Here is a 13,649-nt window from a genome sequence, read left to right on the forward strand (position 1 = left end):
CAGGGGCGGGGCCGTGCGCGGGCGCCGGGGGTCACGCGCGGGTGAGGGCGGCCGCCCGGCGCCGGTGGCGGGCCACCCGCTCCCGGTTGCCGCAGACCTCGCTGGAGCACCAGCGCCGGCGGCGTCCCCGGGAGGTGTCGAGGTAGAGGAGCGGGCAGTTGTCCCCCTCGCACTCGCGAAGGGCGGCCCGCGCGACCGGGTCGGTGAGCAGTTCCACGGCGTCCCGGGCCAGGAGCGCGAGCAGTGCGGCGGGTCCGGGCGGCGCGACCAGCTCGCGGACGAGCAGCCCGTCGCCACGCCGTACGGCACGGGGCACCGGCGGCGTCCCCCGGGCCACCTCGTTCACCCGCCCGAGCGCCCTCCCGTAGGACACCGGCCCACCGCCGGGCCGCACCAGCTTCCCTATGTCCTCGCGCACTTCCCTGAACCGCGCGACCCAGGTCCCGTCGGCGTGCCCGAGCCCCGTACCGGCCGGCACCAGCCCGGCCTCCTCGATCCAGCCGCACAACGCCCCGACGGAGTCCAGCCGTTCACCTGGATGGCCGGTCGCCAACAGGTCCAGACAAACCCGTCCGGCATCGAACCGCAGCGCCATGTGCCTGTCACCGCCTAGGCATACGGGGAGTCGTACAGACCGCCTCCCTCCCACAGTGCCCGCCCGGACGCCTCCCCGGAACCCCTCGCACCGGGGGCGGTCGCGCTCAGGCCGGCGGGATGTTCTGGTTGGCCCGGAAGAAGTTGTCCGGATCGTAGGTGTGTTTGACCTCGGCCAGCCGGTCGTAGTTGCCGCGGTAGGTCGCCCGTACCCGGTCGCCGGCCTCCTCCTGGCCCAGGAAGTTGAGGTAGCCGCCGCCCATGGAGTGGGGGTGCAGGTCGCTCCAGTAGTCGACGCACCAGCGGCGGATCGGCTCGGCGTTGGCGGGGTCCGGGTCGATGCCCGCGATGACACCGGACCACAGGGCGTCCCGGTAGGCCCAGGCCGTCTCGTCGGGGCCTGCCTGGTGGGCCGCTCCGTCCACCGGGTAGAGGTGCATGGTGGACAGGCCGGTGGGGAGGTTCCGGCCGTACTCCGCGTGCACGGCGACGGCGTCGTCGGAGATGGCGTCGAAGAAGTCCCCGCGCCAGTACCACTGGAGCCCTCTGGGCAGCAGCTGGTCGAACATGGTCTGGAGGGCGGGGTAGGGCATGACCGTGGCGAAGTGGAAGGCGGGCGGCCCGGCGTCGGCCACCGCGGCGACGGCCTTCTCCAGCCGCTGCTGTTCCTCTTCCACCGGTGCCCCGGGGCGCGTCGGGGTGTGGCACCACACCACGCCGCACACCTTCTCGCCGTGCAGCGGCTCGGGGAACGGCGGGCCGGGCGGGACGGTCAGCAGCGCGAAGAACCCGCTCAGCTCCCGCGGCGCGGCGGGCAGGAACTCCCGGTACCAGCTCAGCACTTCACGTACCCGGTCGACCGGCCACAGCGTGATCGCGACCCCGACGGCGTCCACCGGGTGCAGCCGGAAGGCGAAGGAGGTGACGACACCGAAGTTGCCGCCGCCGCCCCTCAGCGCCCAGAACAGATCGGGGTGCTGGTCGGCGGACGCGGTGACGAAGCTCCCGTCGGCGAGCACGACGTCCGCGGAGAGCAGGCTGTCGATGGTCAGACCGTAGCGGCGGGTGAGATGACCGTGCCCACCGCCGAGGGTGAGCCCGCCGACCCCGGTGGTCGACATGATCCCCGAGGGCACTCCCAGCCCGAAGGTGTGCGCCGCGTGGTCGAGATCGCCGAGCAGGCTCCCCCCGCCGACCCGGGCAGTCCGGGCCTCCGGCTCCACGTGCACCCAGCGCATGGGCGCCAGATCGAGGGTGAGCGCACCGTCCACCAGGCACAGCCCCGGCCCGCTGTGCCCGCCCCCGCGTACGGCCGTCGCCACGCCGTTGTCCCGCGCGAACGCGAGCACGGTCCGTACGTCCGCCACGTCCGCGCACCGCGCGAACGCGGCCGGCCGCCGGTCGATCATGGCGTTGTAGATGCCGCGGGCCTGGTCGTACCCGGGATCCCCCGGTCCTGTGACGCCTCCTCGCAGAGCCCCCCGCAGAATGTCCAGAGCGGTCTCGTCGATGACGCTCATGGCCGAACACCTCGGTTCGCACAACGGAACCCCTGCCAACGCCGCAAATATTGTCCGTCCGGGGAGCGGCTCTTGCACGCCGGGGCGGGGCGGGCCTCGGGAGGGGCGCGCCGGCGATCACCGCAGCGGCCCGCCGCGGCGCACTCGCGCGGCGGGGACTGATCGGACCCGCGTGCCGGCGGCCGCTCAGTGGCCTCGTACGACCATCCACAGCAGGACCAGCAGCGCCGTCAGCAAGGACATACCGATCATGCCGTACGCGAGCGACATCGAGGTCTTGTTCCCCGTGTCGTCGCCGCCCTTCATGGAGTTCATCGACAATCCCCCTCGTATGACGATGTGACACAAAACCCTAACGCCCGGACGCACGGCGGCGGCAGGGGGAGCCGTAGATTCTGGGCATGACAGACAGCACCGTGCAGGAAGATTTTCTCCGGGCCTTCCACGCCGTGCGGCCCGCCGTGACCGCCGAGGCGTTCGGGCGGGGCCGGGGGCCGGACGGACGGTCCAGTTACGAGCTTCTGCGTGACCGGGTCGCCGGGCACCGGCGGGTGCTCGATCTCGGTTGCGGGGACGGGCTGTTGCTCGAACTGCTCGCGCGGGACGGCGGCAGACAGCTCGCCGGGGTGGATCTGTCGCCCCAGTCGCTGGCCCTCGCGCGGCGGCGGCCGGCCCTCTCCGCGGCGCGGCTGCACACCGGGCGGGCGCAGGAACTGCCCTTCGCCGAAGGGAGTTTCGATGCCTGCGTCTCCCATCTCGCGCTGATGCTCATGGGCGACATCGAGCAGGTCGCGGCCGAGGTGGCGCGGGTGCTGGTACCCGGTGGGGTGCTCGCCTGCGTGCTGGGCGGCGGGGCCGTCGGCGGGGAGGCGTACGAGCGGTTCGTCGGGCTGTTGCGGCGCGCGGGCGAGCGAACCACCGCGCGCATCCCCGCGCTGGGGGACAGGCGGATGCGCGATCGGGAGGGTTTCGAGGAGATTCTTCGGCCGGTGGGATTCGAGGATGTCGAGTGGGAGACCGTGCCGATCGACATCGGGGGGACACCGGAGCAGGTGTGGGACTCCGTGTCCGGGCTCTACGATCTCGCGCCGATGGAGGAGCGGGCCGTCGCCCGGCTCCGTCGGGACTTCTTCGCCGATGTCGCGGACCTGGTCACGCCGGAGGGCCTGGTGCCCTGCGGGTTCGAGGTGCGCCTCGCCTCGGCGCGGATCGCCTGACCGGCTCCCTCACACCGCTCCCGCGGCGGTCAGGTGGCCGACGGTCTCGGCATGCGGGCCGGCCGGCGCCCATTCGAGGGGCGTACGGCCCGTGCCGTGATCCTCATGGAGCTCCGGGTCGGCGCCGTGGACCGGCGACGCGCTCACCGTCTCGGCGTGTCCCCAGCACGCGGCCGCGCACAACGGCGTCCCCTCCGCCCGCGGCCCGGCGCTCTCGGTGTCGGGACGGGCCCCGGCCGCCAGGAGGAGCAGGACGATCTCGGCGTCGCCGCTCACGGACGCCGTGCCGCGCGTACGGCGAAGGCCCCGCCGCATCACGCGGCGGGGCCTTCGCCCACATGGGGTTACCCCCGAGGGGGTTCGTGGAGATGGCGGGAATCGAACCCGCGTCCAACGGTGCGGAATCAGGGCTTCTCCGTGCGCAGTCCGCTGTGATTTTCTCAGCCCCGGCGATCACGCGAACAAGTCGCCGACGGGCTCAGTCACTGTTTGATTTCCCTCTTCACCCCGTGACCGGGATCAAGGTTTAGTCCCCTAGCTGATGCCAGGATCCGGGTCGGGAACAGCCCCGGGCTGACACTTCGCAAGTCGCTACTTAGGCAGCGAGGGCGAAGGAATCGCGCTTGGTGTTGGCGATTATTGGTTTCGGCCTGTGGTTTACGAGATCATGGCCGCTTCCTCGACACGCTTCCCCTGCTTCGACAGCCGCTGTCGAAACCGATCATCCCCATGTTGTTTTTTCAAGGTGCGCACAGGACTCGCGCCCCATGCTGCCGCCATCGTACGGGAACAACGCGGCTCGGTGCCACCGTATTCCCGGGCTACACGCCGCGCTGCCTGCGCTTCGCGGCCGCGATGGCACGGTCCGACTCGCGCCGGTCCTGCTTCTCCCGCAGGGTCTGCCGCTTGTCGTACTCCTTCTTGCCCCGGGCGAGCGCGATCTCGGCCTTCGCGCGGCCGTCCCGGAAGTACAGGGCGAGCGGCACGATGGTGTGACCCGTCTCCTGGGCCTTGGACTCCAGCTTGTCGATCTCCTCGCGGTGCAGCAGCAGCTTGCGCTTGCGGCGCGCGGAGTGGTTGGTCCAGCTCCCCTGGTGGTACTCGGGGATGTGGGCGTTGTGCAGCCACGCCTCGCCCCGGTCGATCTGGACGAAGCCGTCTGTCAGCGAGGTCCGGCCCTCGCGCAGCGACTTGACCTCGGTGCCGGTGAGCACGAGCCCGGCCTCGTAGGTGTCGATGATCGCGTAGTCGTGCCGGGCCTTCTTGTTCTGGGCGACGATCTTGCGCTTGCCGCCCTTCTCGCCGTCCCTGGCCTTGCCCGCCCCGCCGCCCTGCTTGGGCTGGGACTCCTTGGGTACGTACATTCCCTTGCTCATAGTGCCGTCCATTTTCGCACTACGCGGGGGGCTCCCGGCCAGCCTTTAATCGGCGTCGCCCAGGCCGGTGAGAACGGTCTCGGCGCGTTGCAGGACGCCGTCCCCGGCCTCCAGGTCGGGCGTGATGCCCCGGCCGTCGACCGCGTGCCCGGACGGGGTGCGGTAGTGGCCGACGGTCAGCTCGGCCACCGAGCCGCCGGGGAGTTCCGTCGGCATCTGGATGGAGCCCTTGCCGAAGGTGCGGGAGCCGATCACGACCGCGCGGCCCCGGTCCTGGAGGGCGCCGGTGAGCAGTTCGGCCGCGCTCATGGTGCCGCCGTCGACCAGGGCGACCAGCGGGCGGCCGGTGTCCCCGCCGGTCGTGGCGCGCAGGGCGCGCTGGGCACCGCCGACGTCGTAGGTGGCGACCACGCCGCCGTCGAGGAAGGCGGAGGCGGTGGCCACCGCCTCGGTGACCAGGCCGCCGGAGTTGCCGCGCAGGTCCAGGACGATCCCGTCGCCGGCCGGGGCGGCCCGCAGGGCCTCGCGGACCTGGGCACCGGTGCCCTTGGTGAAGGCGGCGATCCTGATCAGGGTGGCCCGCGCGGACAGCCGGCGGACGCTGACCGGGTCGGTGGACAGGGTCGCCCGGCGCAGGGTCTCGGACCAGGCGCGGGTGCCGCGCTGGAGGCCGAGCGTGACGGCCGTACCGGCGGGCGCGTCGTCGGCGTCGCCACGCAGCCGGGCGACCACCTCGGTGACCGGGAGGCCGTCGGCGCGGGCGCCGTCGACGCTGCGCAGCCGGTCGCCGGAGCGGATGCCGGCCGCCGCGGCGGGCGAGCCGGGCCGCACCCCGGTGATCTCGATCCGGCCGTCCGGTCCGCGCGCCGCCAGGAGACCGACGCCGGTGTAGCGGCCGTCGAGGGAGTCCTGGAACTCCTGGTACTCGCCCTCGGAGTAGACGGCGCCCCAGCGGTCGCCGCTGCGGCTGACGGCCCGCTCGGCGGCCTCCATCGGGGACGTGCCCTCGGCCATCGCGCGGGCGGCGGCCTCCCGTACGTCCTCGTCGTGTAAGGCGCCCACGGGCACGGCCGCCGTACTGCGCGCCGTGTGACCGGAGTCCGGGAAGGCCCCGGTGACCGCTCCGGCGGCGAGGACTCCGGCGAAGACCAAGGTCAGCGCGGCCCCTTGGCGGGCGCGGTGGGGCGGACAGAGCGGGTCGCGGCCGGACATGGCGGTGAGTCTAGGACAACGGGCCCGGTGTCACGGCCCGTTGTCCTCACCGCCGTCTTGGTATGCGTCACACCTTCAGGTACTTGCGCAACGCGAAGAACGCGGCCAGGGACGGCATCAGCACACTGGTCGCGAGGATCAGCGGCAGCTTGGTCAGCACCGAGTCCCAGCCGACGAAGTTGATCAGGGTCAGCTTGTGGGACAGGTCCATGCCGTGGTCGATGGTGAAGTACCGGCCGACCACCAGGAAGACGCAGGCGAGTCCGCCGCCGATGAGCCCGGCGACCGCGGCCTCGGCGATGAACGGCGCCTGGATGTAGAAGCCGGAGGCGCCGACCAGGCGCATGATCCCGGTCTCACGCCGACGGCTGAACGCCGACACGCGCACGGTGTTGACGATCAGCAGCAGCGCCACGAACAGCATGAGCGCCATCACGCCGAGCGCGCCCCGGTTCATCAGGTTCAGCAGCTGGAAGAGGTTGTCCAGGATGCCCTTCTGATCCTGCACCGACTGCACGCCGTCCCGCCCGTTGAACGCGGTCGCGACCACCTGGTACTTCTGCGGGTCCTTGAGCTTGATCCGGTACGACTCCTGCATCTGGTCCGGCGTGAGCGAGCCGGCCAGCGGGGAGTTTCCGAACTGCTGCTTGTAGTGCTTGTACGCCTCGTCCTGCGACTCGTACGACACCTTCTCGACGATCGGCATCTTGTGCAGGTCGGAGAGGATCTGCTTCTTCTGGTCGTCGGTGACGGCGCCCTTGGCGCAGTGCACGTCCTGCTCGGCGTCGTGCTTGTTGCACAGGAAGATCGAGACGTTGACCTTGTCGTACCAGTAGCCCTTCATGGTGCTCACCTGGTCGCTCATCAGCAGGGAGCCGCCGAAGAGGGCCAGGGACAGGGCGACGGAGACGATGACCGCGAAGGTCATCGTGAGGTTGCGGCGGAGACCGACACCGATCTCCGACAGGACGAACTGGGGGCGCATGGCGTCGGGTTGTGCCTTTCCGTGGACGAACTGGGGCGCGGAATCAGTGCTGGTAGCCGTAGACGCCGCGGGTCTGGTCGCGGACGAGGCGGCCCTTCTCCAGCTCGATGACGCGCTTGCGCATCTGGTCCACGATGTTCTGGTCGTGCGTCGCCATGATGACGGTGGTGCCCGTCCGGTTGATCCGGTCGAGGAGCTTCATGATGCCGACGGAGGTCTGCGGGTCGAGGTTGCCGGTGGGCTCGTCGGCGATCAGCAGCTTGGGCCGGTTGACGAACGCGCGCGCGATGGCCACCCGCTGCTGCTCACCGCCGGACAGCTCGCCGGGCCTGCGGTCCTCCTTGCCGCCGAGGCCGACGAGGTCGAGCACCTGGGGCACGGACTTGCGGATCTCCCCGCGGGACTTGCCGATCACCTCCTGCGCGAAGGCCACGTTCTCGGCGACCGTCTTGTTGGGCAGCAGGCGGAAGTCCTGGAACACGGTCCCCAGCTGGCGGCGCATCTGCGGCACCTTCCAGTTGGAGAGACGGGCGAGGTCCTTGCCCAGCACGTGCACCTGACCGTGGCTGCATCGCTCCTCGCGGAGGATCAGCCGCAGGAAGGTGGACTTTCCGGAGCCGGAGGACCCCACGAGGAAGACGAACTCGCCCTTTTCCACTTCCAGGGAGACATCCCTGAGTGCGGGACGGGTCTGCTTGGGGTAGACCTTGGAGACATTGTCGAATCGGATCACGGATGCACCACGGGTCGCCGGGGGTAGATGAGCGTGACCATACGCGAACCGGGTGTGCAAGCGCAGGCGCAGGCTGAGGTTGGGCAAGACTTGTACGCTTTTGCACCGGTCACCGGTCACCGGTCCGGACGGGGAGCCGGGCGCGGCGGCGGCCTTTTCGGGTGCCGCGGCACGGGCCCCGCGCACGGCGCGGCGGAAACTGGCACAGTGGGAGGGGAACGTTCCCGTTCCTGTGAGCGTTGTACGAAGTGATACGGCCGGTGCGAGGAGGGCGAGCGCATGACGTACGACCGGTTGGTGTGCGCGAACTGCGCGGCGCCCGTGAGCGAGGGCCGGTGCCCGGTGTGCCGTGCCAACCGCGAGCGTCTCCAGCAGGAGGGCTTCCTGGGCGGGATCAACCCGATGGCGCTGATCGCACTGCTGGCGGTGCTGATCGCCGCGGTGGCGCTGCTGGCCCATCAGACGGCCTGACCAGGTAAGAAGCGGCCGAGAAAAGCCTCAGAAACCCGTCAGGGCCCGGAGCGGATGCTCCGGGCCCTTGTGCGTACGCCGGGTGCGCGGGCGGCTACCGCCCGGTCACCGTCAGGCGGCCGCGCCGCCCCGGCCCGCCAGGCGCGGCAGGATCCGGAAGCCGATGCCGCCGGCGATCATCGTCGCGGCGCCGACCAGCAGGAACGCGGTCTGCCCGGCACCGGTCTCGGCGAGCTGCTTGCCACCGGTCTGCGGCTGCGGGTTGTCGGACCCGGTGCTGGTGAGCGCCGAGGAGCCCTCCTCCTGGGAGACGTTGTCATTGCCGCCGCCCTGGGGGCTGTCGCCACCGGTGCCGGAACCGCCGGTGCCGGAGCCGCCGCCGTGGTGGCCGCCGCCGTTGCCGCCGGAGTTGCCCTGGCCACCGGAGGACGACTGGTCACCGCCGGACGAGGACTGGTCACCGCCCGAGGAGGACTGGTCACCGCCCGACGAGGACTGGTCGCCACCCGAGGACGACTGGTCACCGCCCGACGAGGACTGGTCACCGCCCGAGGACGACTGGTCCCCACCCGACGAGGACTGGTCGCCACCCGAGGACGACTGGTCACCGCCCGACGAGGACTGGTCCCCGCCCGAGGACGACTGGTCCCCACCCGACGAGCTCTGGTCCCCGCCCGAGGACGACTGGTCACCGCCCGACGAGGACTGGTCACCGCCCGAGGACGACTGGTCCCCACCCGAGGACGACTGGTCGCCACCGGACGAGGACTGGTCGCCACCGGAGGACGACTGGTCGCCGTCGCCGTTGCAGATTCCCACGGGGTCGCAGGGGTCGGCCTTCACGCCCAGGCTGATCGGGCCCGCCTGGACGTCGAGATCCAGGGCGGAGGCCGCGCCGGCGGCGGTCAGGGACGCACCGGCCGCGATCACAGCGCCCGCGGCTATCCGCGCGACGCGGATGCGCGTCTTCTTCGTCATATGGTTGCTACCCCCAGTAGCTGTTCGTCAATGAGGCCGCGCGATGGGGCTGGCCGTGATCGACGGAGGCAGCTGACGAAGCCCGAATCAAGGTCGAGCGATTCGGCACCCCCGGTTCACATGCACCCCAGATACACGCATGCCGCGCTCACCCTTCCGATTTTTCAAAGCAACGTCAAGAGCATTCTGGCCGCTTTGTCCGAACTGGAGGGTATTCAGGGGGATTTGGAGCGTGTGACTGTGATGTAAAAGCCGGACAAAACAACAACTGCCGCCAGGAGGGCGGCAGTTGCCATGTCGACTAAGTTACTTCTCCTGCTGCTTGCGCCAGCGAATACCGGCTTCGAGGAAGCCGTCGATCTCGCCGTTGAACACGGCCTCGGGGTTGCCGACCTCGTGCTCCGTACGCAGGTCCTTGACCATCTGGTACGGGTGGAGCACGTACGAACGCATCTGGTTGCCCCAGGAGTTGCCGCCGTCGCCCTTGAGGGCGTCCATCTTGGCCTGCTCCTCCTGGCGGCGGCGCTCCAGCAGCTTGGCCTGGAGGACGTTCATCGCGGTGGCGCGGTTCTGGATCTGCGACCGCTCGTTCTGGCAGGAGACCACGATGCCGGTGGGCAGGTGGGTGATGCGGACCGCGGAGTCGGTCGTGTTGACGCCCTGGCCGCCGGGACCGGAGGAACGGTAGACGTCGATGCGCAGCTCGGACTCGTCGATCTCGACGTGGTCGGACTGCTCGACCACCGGCAGCACCTCGACGCCTGCGAAGGACGTCTGGCGGCGGCCCTGGTTGTCGAAGGGCGAGATGCGCACCAGGCGGTGCGTGCCCTGCTCGACGGAGAGGGTGCCGTAGGCGTACGGCGCCTGCACGGAGAAGGTGGTCGACTTGATGCCGGCCTCTTCGGCGTACGACGTCTCGATGAGTTCCGTCTTGTAGCCGCGCTGCTCGGCCCAGCGCAGGTACATGCGCTGGAGCTTCTCGGCGAAGTCGGCGGCGTCGACGCCACCGGCCTCGGCGCGGATGTTGACCAGGGCCTCGCGGGAGTCGTACTCGCCGGACAGGAGGGTACGGACCTCCATCTCGTCCAGCGCCTTGCGCACGGCGGCCAGCTCGGACTCGGCCTCGGCGCGGGTGTCCGGGTCGTCCTCCTCCTCGGCCATCTCGAAGAGGACCGAGAGGTCGTCGATGCGACCGCGCAGCGCCTCCGCCTTCCTGACCTCGGCCTGGAGGTGGGAGAGCTTGCTGGTGATCTTCTGCGCCTCGTCCGGGTTGTCCCACAGGGACGGGACCGCCGCCTGCTCCTCAAGCGCGGCGATATCTGCCCTCATCTTGTCGAGGTCCAGGACGGCCTCGATCGACTCCATGGTCGAGGAGAGGGACTTCAGCTCTTCGGATACATCGACGACTGCCACGGTTCAAGCGTAACGGCTGTGGCAAGCGGCCTCCGCCGCGCTGCTCCCGTGCTCGTCCCGGCCGGGCGGGACGGGTGAGCGGGGGCGGGCGGGAAAGGGGGGGGTCAGGGGGAGGACGACGTGGCCGCCGGGTGCGGGGAGCCGGCCGGGGCGTCCGAGGTCGCCCACCACGCGCCGACCGACACCAGCGCGGCCGTGGCCACCCCCGCCACCCCCAGGGTGATCCGCCGGCGCCGTACCGCCGCGCGGTGTTTCGCCGAGCCCGGCCGGGGGGCTCCCGAGGGGCGGGGCGCCCGCGCCGTGCCGTGCGCGCCGCCGGCCAGCTCGTCGGGGGCGGGGACCCGCATCGACGTGTGCGTGTCACGGTTGGAGTCGGGCCGGGCACCCTGGACGAGGGAGACCGCGCCCCGTCGTCGTGCCGGCTCACCCCGCGCCGGAGCCGTGGGCGCCGCCGGTTCCTCCTCGGCCGCCTCCTCCGCGAGGTCCGGCTCGTCCACGTCCAGCGGAGGCAGCCCGGCCAGCGTCGGCAGCTGCTCCCGCAGCCGCGCCGCCAGCTCCGAGGCCCGCAGCCGGGACGCGGGCGCCTTGGCGAGGCACTGCACGATCAGCTGCCACAGCTCCTCGGGGATGCCCGGAAGGGGGACCACCGTCTCGGTGACATGGCGGCGCAGTACCGCGCCCGGGTGGCCGCCGCCGAACGGCGTGAAGCCCGCCAGCAGCTCGTACAGCACCGTGGCCAGCGCGTAGATGTCCACGGAGGCCCGCGGGGGCAGCCCCTCGACGATCTCGGGGGCCAGATAGTCCGGTGTACCGATGATCTTCGTGGCGCGCGTCCGCCGCGGCGCGTCGATCAGCTTGGCCACCCCGAAGTCGGTCAGCAGCGCCGGATGCGCCCCGCCGGGGCCGAGCGGACCCTGCATGTCGAGCAGCACGTTCTCCGGCTTGACGTCCCGGTGCACGACCCCCGCCGCGTGCGCCGCCGCCAGCGCGTCCGCGACATCGGCGACGATCGCCACCGCGGCCTCGGGCGCCAGCCTGCGCTCCCGGTCCAGGCGGGTGCGCAGATCGGTGCCGCGCACCAGGTCCATCACCAGGGCCAGGTCGTTGCCGTCGACCACCAGGTCGCGCACGGTGACGATGTGCGGGTGCTCCAGCCCGAGCAGCGCCGTGCGCTCCTGGACGAAGCGCCCGACCAGCTCCTGGTCCGAGGCGAGGTCCTCCCGCAGCAGCTTGATCGCGACGGGTCCCTCGGGCCCCTCGCCCAGCCACACCGTGCCGGCGCTGCCCCGCCCCAGGATCTGGTTCGCGGTGTACCGGCTGCCGATCTTCCGTGCCAAGACTGCTCCTACAGACGCGTGTTGTCGTTAAAACTACGCGTCCGGCGAGCCAACCTTCACCGGAGAGGCGGAAATCACCCGCCAGATGTCGACAAATCACCTACCCCGCAGGTCAGTTGTTGCTGCCCAGGTCCTTCACCCAGCCGCTCACCTGGCCGGCCCAGTGGGACAGCTCGTGCCAGTAGCCGCGGCCCTGGCCGACCCAGGTGTGCAGCGGTGTCAGCTCCCAGATCAGCCAGCTCGCCACCACCAGGATCACGATGGTGAACAGGCAGCCCTTCAGACAGCCGAGCCCGGGGATCTTCATCGGGTTGGCACTGCGCTGCCGCGGCGCCCGGGGCTCCCGCGCGGGCCGCTGCGGCTCCTGGGGCCGCTGAGGCTGCTGCGGCGGGGCGTACTGCTGAGGCTGGTGGTGCTGAGGCTGCTGGGGTGCGTAGCCGTATCCCTGCTGGTACCCCTGCTGCCGTCCGCGCTGCTGCGGCTGCTGCGGGCGCGGCTGCGGCGCCTGCCGCGGCTGGTGCTGCGGGCGGGCCACCTGCCGCTGGGGCCGGTGGTGCAGCGGGTCGTCCTCCGGGGAGAGGTACTGGATCTGCGTCTGCTCGTTGCGGTCCCGGGCGGCCCGCAGCTGGTTCTGCCAGGGGTGCGGCTGGTCGGACGCCTGGCCCTGCGGTCCGGTGTTCGGCAGCACGGCCGTCGGATCGGCGGTGCCGGTGTGCGGCAGCACGGCGGTGGGGTCCGCGGCACCGGCGGGCCCGGCGGTGTGCGGCAGGACGCTGGTGGCGCCGTTCGGGTCGTACGCCCCCTGCGGTGCGCCGGAAGGCAGCACCTGCGTGGGGTCCGCCGCGCCGATGCCGCCGGGCTCGCCCGGCACCGTGGTCGGGGCCGGGTCGGGGGCGAGCAGGGCGCCGACGCCCTCGGCCGCCGCGATCCGGGCGGAGTTCGCGTGCACCCCGACGCCCTCGGCGACGACCCGCAGGGCGCGCGCGAGGTTCTCGGCGCTGGGCCGCTCCAGGGGGTTCTTGCGCAGGCAGCGCTCGATCACCGTCCACAGCGGGTCCGGCACGGTGGAGGGCCGGCGCGCCTCGGCGCTGAGGTGCTGGTGCAGCACCTCGAGCGAGGTGGCGCCGGAGAACGGCGGACGGCCGGTGACCAGCTCGTACATCAGGATGCCGGCGCCGTACACATCGACGGCGGAGGTCTGCGGGCGGCCCTCGGCGGACTCCGGGGCGACGTACGCGGGCGTGCCGACGAACTCCTGGGTGCGGGTCAGGCCCGGGGAGTCGGCGAGGCGGGCGATGCCGAAGTCGGTCAGCATCGGGTGCATCTCGCCGTCCTGCTGCCTCAGCAGCACGTTGGCGGGCTTGAGGTCGCGGTGGACGACGCCGTCGCGGTGGCTCGCGGCGAGCGCGTCGGCGACCTGGGCGGTCAGCAGGGCGGCGGCGACCGGCGTCAGGGGGCCGTTCTCGCGCAGGTAGCGGTGCAGGTCGGGGCCGTCGACCAGGTCCATGACCAGTGCCAGCAGCTCGCCCTCCACGACCAGGTCGCGGACCCGGACGATGTTCGGGTGGGTGAGCCGGAGCAGGACGGAGCGCTCGCGCAGGAAGCGCATCACGATGTCCGGGTCGCTCGCCAGCTCTTCCTTCAGGACCTTGATCGCGACCGTCTCGCCCGGCTGACCGGGCACGGCCGCCTCCGCGCCCGCGGTCTCGCGCTGGCGGGCACGCCAGACGGTGCCTGTGGCGCCGCGTCCGAGCGGCTCCTCAAGCAGGTACTTGCTGCCGACTGGCCGCACGTCACGCGCTCCCTGCTGCTT

The 13,649-nt window shown here is 71.5% G+C and carries 13 protein-coding genes, 1 other RNA gene and 1 pseudogene; 2 read left to right on the top strand and 13 right to left on the bottom strand.

Going from position 1 to position 13,649, the window contains the following annotated elements:
• Positions 1-31: 31 nt before the first annotated feature.
• The 3 genes from VT52_RS12625 to VT52_RS39390 all read right to left on the bottom strand — a co-directional run bounded on the left by VT52_RS12625 (position 32) and on the right by VT52_RS39390 (position 2,429).
• The gene (locus VT52_RS12625) at positions 32-595 is read right to left on the bottom strand and encodes a CGNR zinc finger domain-containing protein (protein WP_046423207.1); all 564 of its coding nucleotides are present in this window, start codon (positions 593-595) and stop codon (positions 32-34) included.
• A gap of 106 nt (positions 596-701) precedes the next feature.
• Positions 702-2,114, bottom strand: a complete 1,413-nt coding sequence (locus VT52_RS12630; RefSeq protein ID WP_206306497.1) for an FAD-binding oxidoreductase — start codon at positions 2,112-2,114, stop codon at positions 702-704.
• A 186-nt stretch (positions 2,115-2,300) separates the two neighbouring features.
• Complete coding sequence (locus VT52_RS39390) at positions 2,301-2,429, bottom strand: hypothetical protein (protein WP_276207943.1); 129 nt, start codon at positions 2,427-2,429, stop codon at positions 2,301-2,303.
• An 86-nt stretch (positions 2,430-2,515) separates the two neighbouring features.
• Between VT52_RS39390 and VT52_RS12635 the strand changes: the two genes are divergently transcribed.
• On the top strand, positions 2,516-3,331 hold the full coding sequence (locus VT52_RS12635; RefSeq protein WP_046423208.1) for a class I SAM-dependent methyltransferase: 816 nt from the start codon (positions 2,516-2,518) through the stop codon (positions 3,329-3,331).
• Positions 3,332-3,340: 9 nt separating this feature from the next.
• Here the strand turns inward: VT52_RS12635 and VT52_RS12640 are convergent.
• From VT52_RS12640 to ftsE, 6 genes and pseudogenes are all read right to left on the bottom strand, one after another.
• Positions 3,341-3,613, bottom strand: a pseudogene (locus VT52_RS12640) (ankyrin repeat domain-containing protein); the annotation flags it as partial.
• Between the two features lie 78 nt (positions 3,614-3,691).
• Positions 3,692-4,060, bottom strand: a transfer-messenger RNA (tmRNA) gene (gene ssrA / locus VT52_RS12645).
• Positions 4,061-4,152: 92 nt separating this feature from the next.
• Complete coding sequence (gene smpB, locus VT52_RS12650) at positions 4,153-4,695, bottom strand: SsrA-binding protein SmpB (protein WP_046423210.1); 543 nt, start codon at positions 4,693-4,695, stop codon at positions 4,153-4,155.
• 57 nt (positions 4,696-4,752) lie between these two features.
• Positions 4,753-5,919, bottom strand: a complete 1,167-nt coding sequence (locus tag VT52_RS12655; protein ID WP_206306498.1) for a S41 family peptidase — start codon at positions 5,917-5,919, stop codon at positions 4,753-4,755.
• A gap of 67 nt (positions 5,920-5,986) precedes the next feature.
• Positions 5,987-6,904 (bottom strand): permease-like cell division protein FtsX, encoded by a 918-nt coding sequence (gene ftsX, locus VT52_RS12660; RefSeq protein WP_046423211.1) that lies wholly within the window; start codon positions 6,902-6,904, stop codon positions 5,987-5,989.
• 43 nt (positions 6,905-6,947) lie between these two features.
• Positions 6,948-7,637, bottom strand: a complete 690-nt coding sequence (ftsE, locus tag VT52_RS12665) for a cell division ATP-binding protein FtsE (RefSeq protein WP_046423213.1) — start codon at positions 7,635-7,637, stop codon at positions 6,948-6,950.
• 279 nt (positions 7,638-7,916) lie between these two features.
• Here ftsE and VT52_RS12670 point away from each other — a divergent pair, with 279 nt between their 5' ends.
• A complete protein-coding gene (locus VT52_RS12670) occupies positions 7,917-8,108 on the top strand; it encodes a hypothetical protein (RefSeq protein ID WP_046423215.1) in 192 nt (63 codons plus the stop codon).
• A 111-nt stretch (positions 8,109-8,219) separates the two neighbouring features.
• On the opposite strand, the gene VT52_RS12675 is transcribed toward VT52_RS12670, so the two are convergent.
• From VT52_RS12675 to VT52_RS12690, 4 genes are all read right to left on the bottom strand, one after another.
• Complete coding sequence (locus VT52_RS12675) at positions 8,220-9,086, bottom strand: hypothetical protein (protein ID WP_071387431.1); 867 nt, start codon at positions 9,084-9,086, stop codon at positions 8,220-8,222.
• A 306-nt stretch (positions 9,087-9,392) separates the two neighbouring features.
• Positions 9,393-10,499 (bottom strand): peptide chain release factor 2, encoded by a 1,107-nt coding sequence (gene prfB / locus VT52_RS12680; RefSeq protein ID WP_046429112.1) that lies wholly within the window; start codon positions 10,497-10,499, stop codon positions 9,393-9,395.
• Positions 10,500-10,603: 104 nt separating this feature from the next.
• On the bottom strand, positions 10,604-11,836 hold the full coding sequence (locus tag VT52_RS12685) for a serine/threonine-protein kinase (RefSeq protein ID WP_046426997.1): 1,233 nt from the start codon (positions 11,834-11,836) through the stop codon (positions 10,604-10,606).
• A gap of 112 nt (positions 11,837-11,948) precedes the next feature.
• Positions 11,949-13,628, bottom strand: coding sequence for a serine/threonine-protein kinase (locus tag VT52_RS12690; RefSeq protein ID WP_046426996.1), 1,680 nt, complete (start codon positions 13,626-13,628; stop codon positions 11,949-11,951).
• Positions 13,629-13,649 lie beyond the last annotated feature (21 nt).

The organism is Streptomyces malaysiense (assembly GCF_000980885.2).
Classification (GTDB): Bacteria; Actinomycetota; Actinomycetes; order Streptomycetales; family Streptomycetaceae; genus Streptomyces; species Streptomyces malaysiense.

Excerpts from the sequence above, each read along its gene's own strand:
- VT52_RS12655 (WP_206306498.1), bottom strand. The coding sequence starts at position 5,919 with ATGTCCGGCCGCGACCCGCTCTGTCCGCCCCACCGCGCCCGCCAAGGG.
- VT52_RS12670 (WP_046423215.1), top strand. The coding sequence starts at position 7,917 with ATGACGTACGACCGGTTGGTGTGCGCGAACTGCGCGGCGCCCGTGAGC.
- VT52_RS39390 (WP_276207943.1), bottom strand. The coding sequence starts at position 2,429 with ATGAACTCCATGAAGGGCGGCGACGACACGGGGAACAAGACCTCGATG.
- ftsX (WP_046423211.1), bottom strand. The coding sequence starts at position 6,904 with ATGCGCCCCCAGTTCGTCCTGTCGGAGATCGGTGTCGGTCTCCGCCGC.
- VT52_RS12675 (WP_071387431.1), bottom strand. The coding sequence starts at position 9,086 with ATGACGAAGAAGACGCGCATCCGCGTCGCGCGGATAGCCGCGGGCGCT.
- VT52_RS12635 (WP_046423208.1), top strand. The coding sequence starts at position 2,516 with ATGACAGACAGCACCGTGCAGGAAGATTTTCTCCGGGCCTTCCACGCC.
- smpB (WP_046423210.1), bottom strand. The coding sequence starts at position 4,695 with ATGTACGTACCCAAGGAGTCCCAGCCCAAGCAGGGCGGCGGGGCGGGC.
- VT52_RS12625 (WP_046423207.1), bottom strand. The coding sequence starts at position 595 with ATGGCGCTGCGGTTCGATGCCGGACGGGTTTGTCTGGACCTGTTGGCG.
- VT52_RS12630 (WP_206306497.1), bottom strand. The coding sequence starts at position 2,114 with ATGAGCGTCATCGACGAGACCGCTCTGGACATTCTGCGGGGGGCTCTG.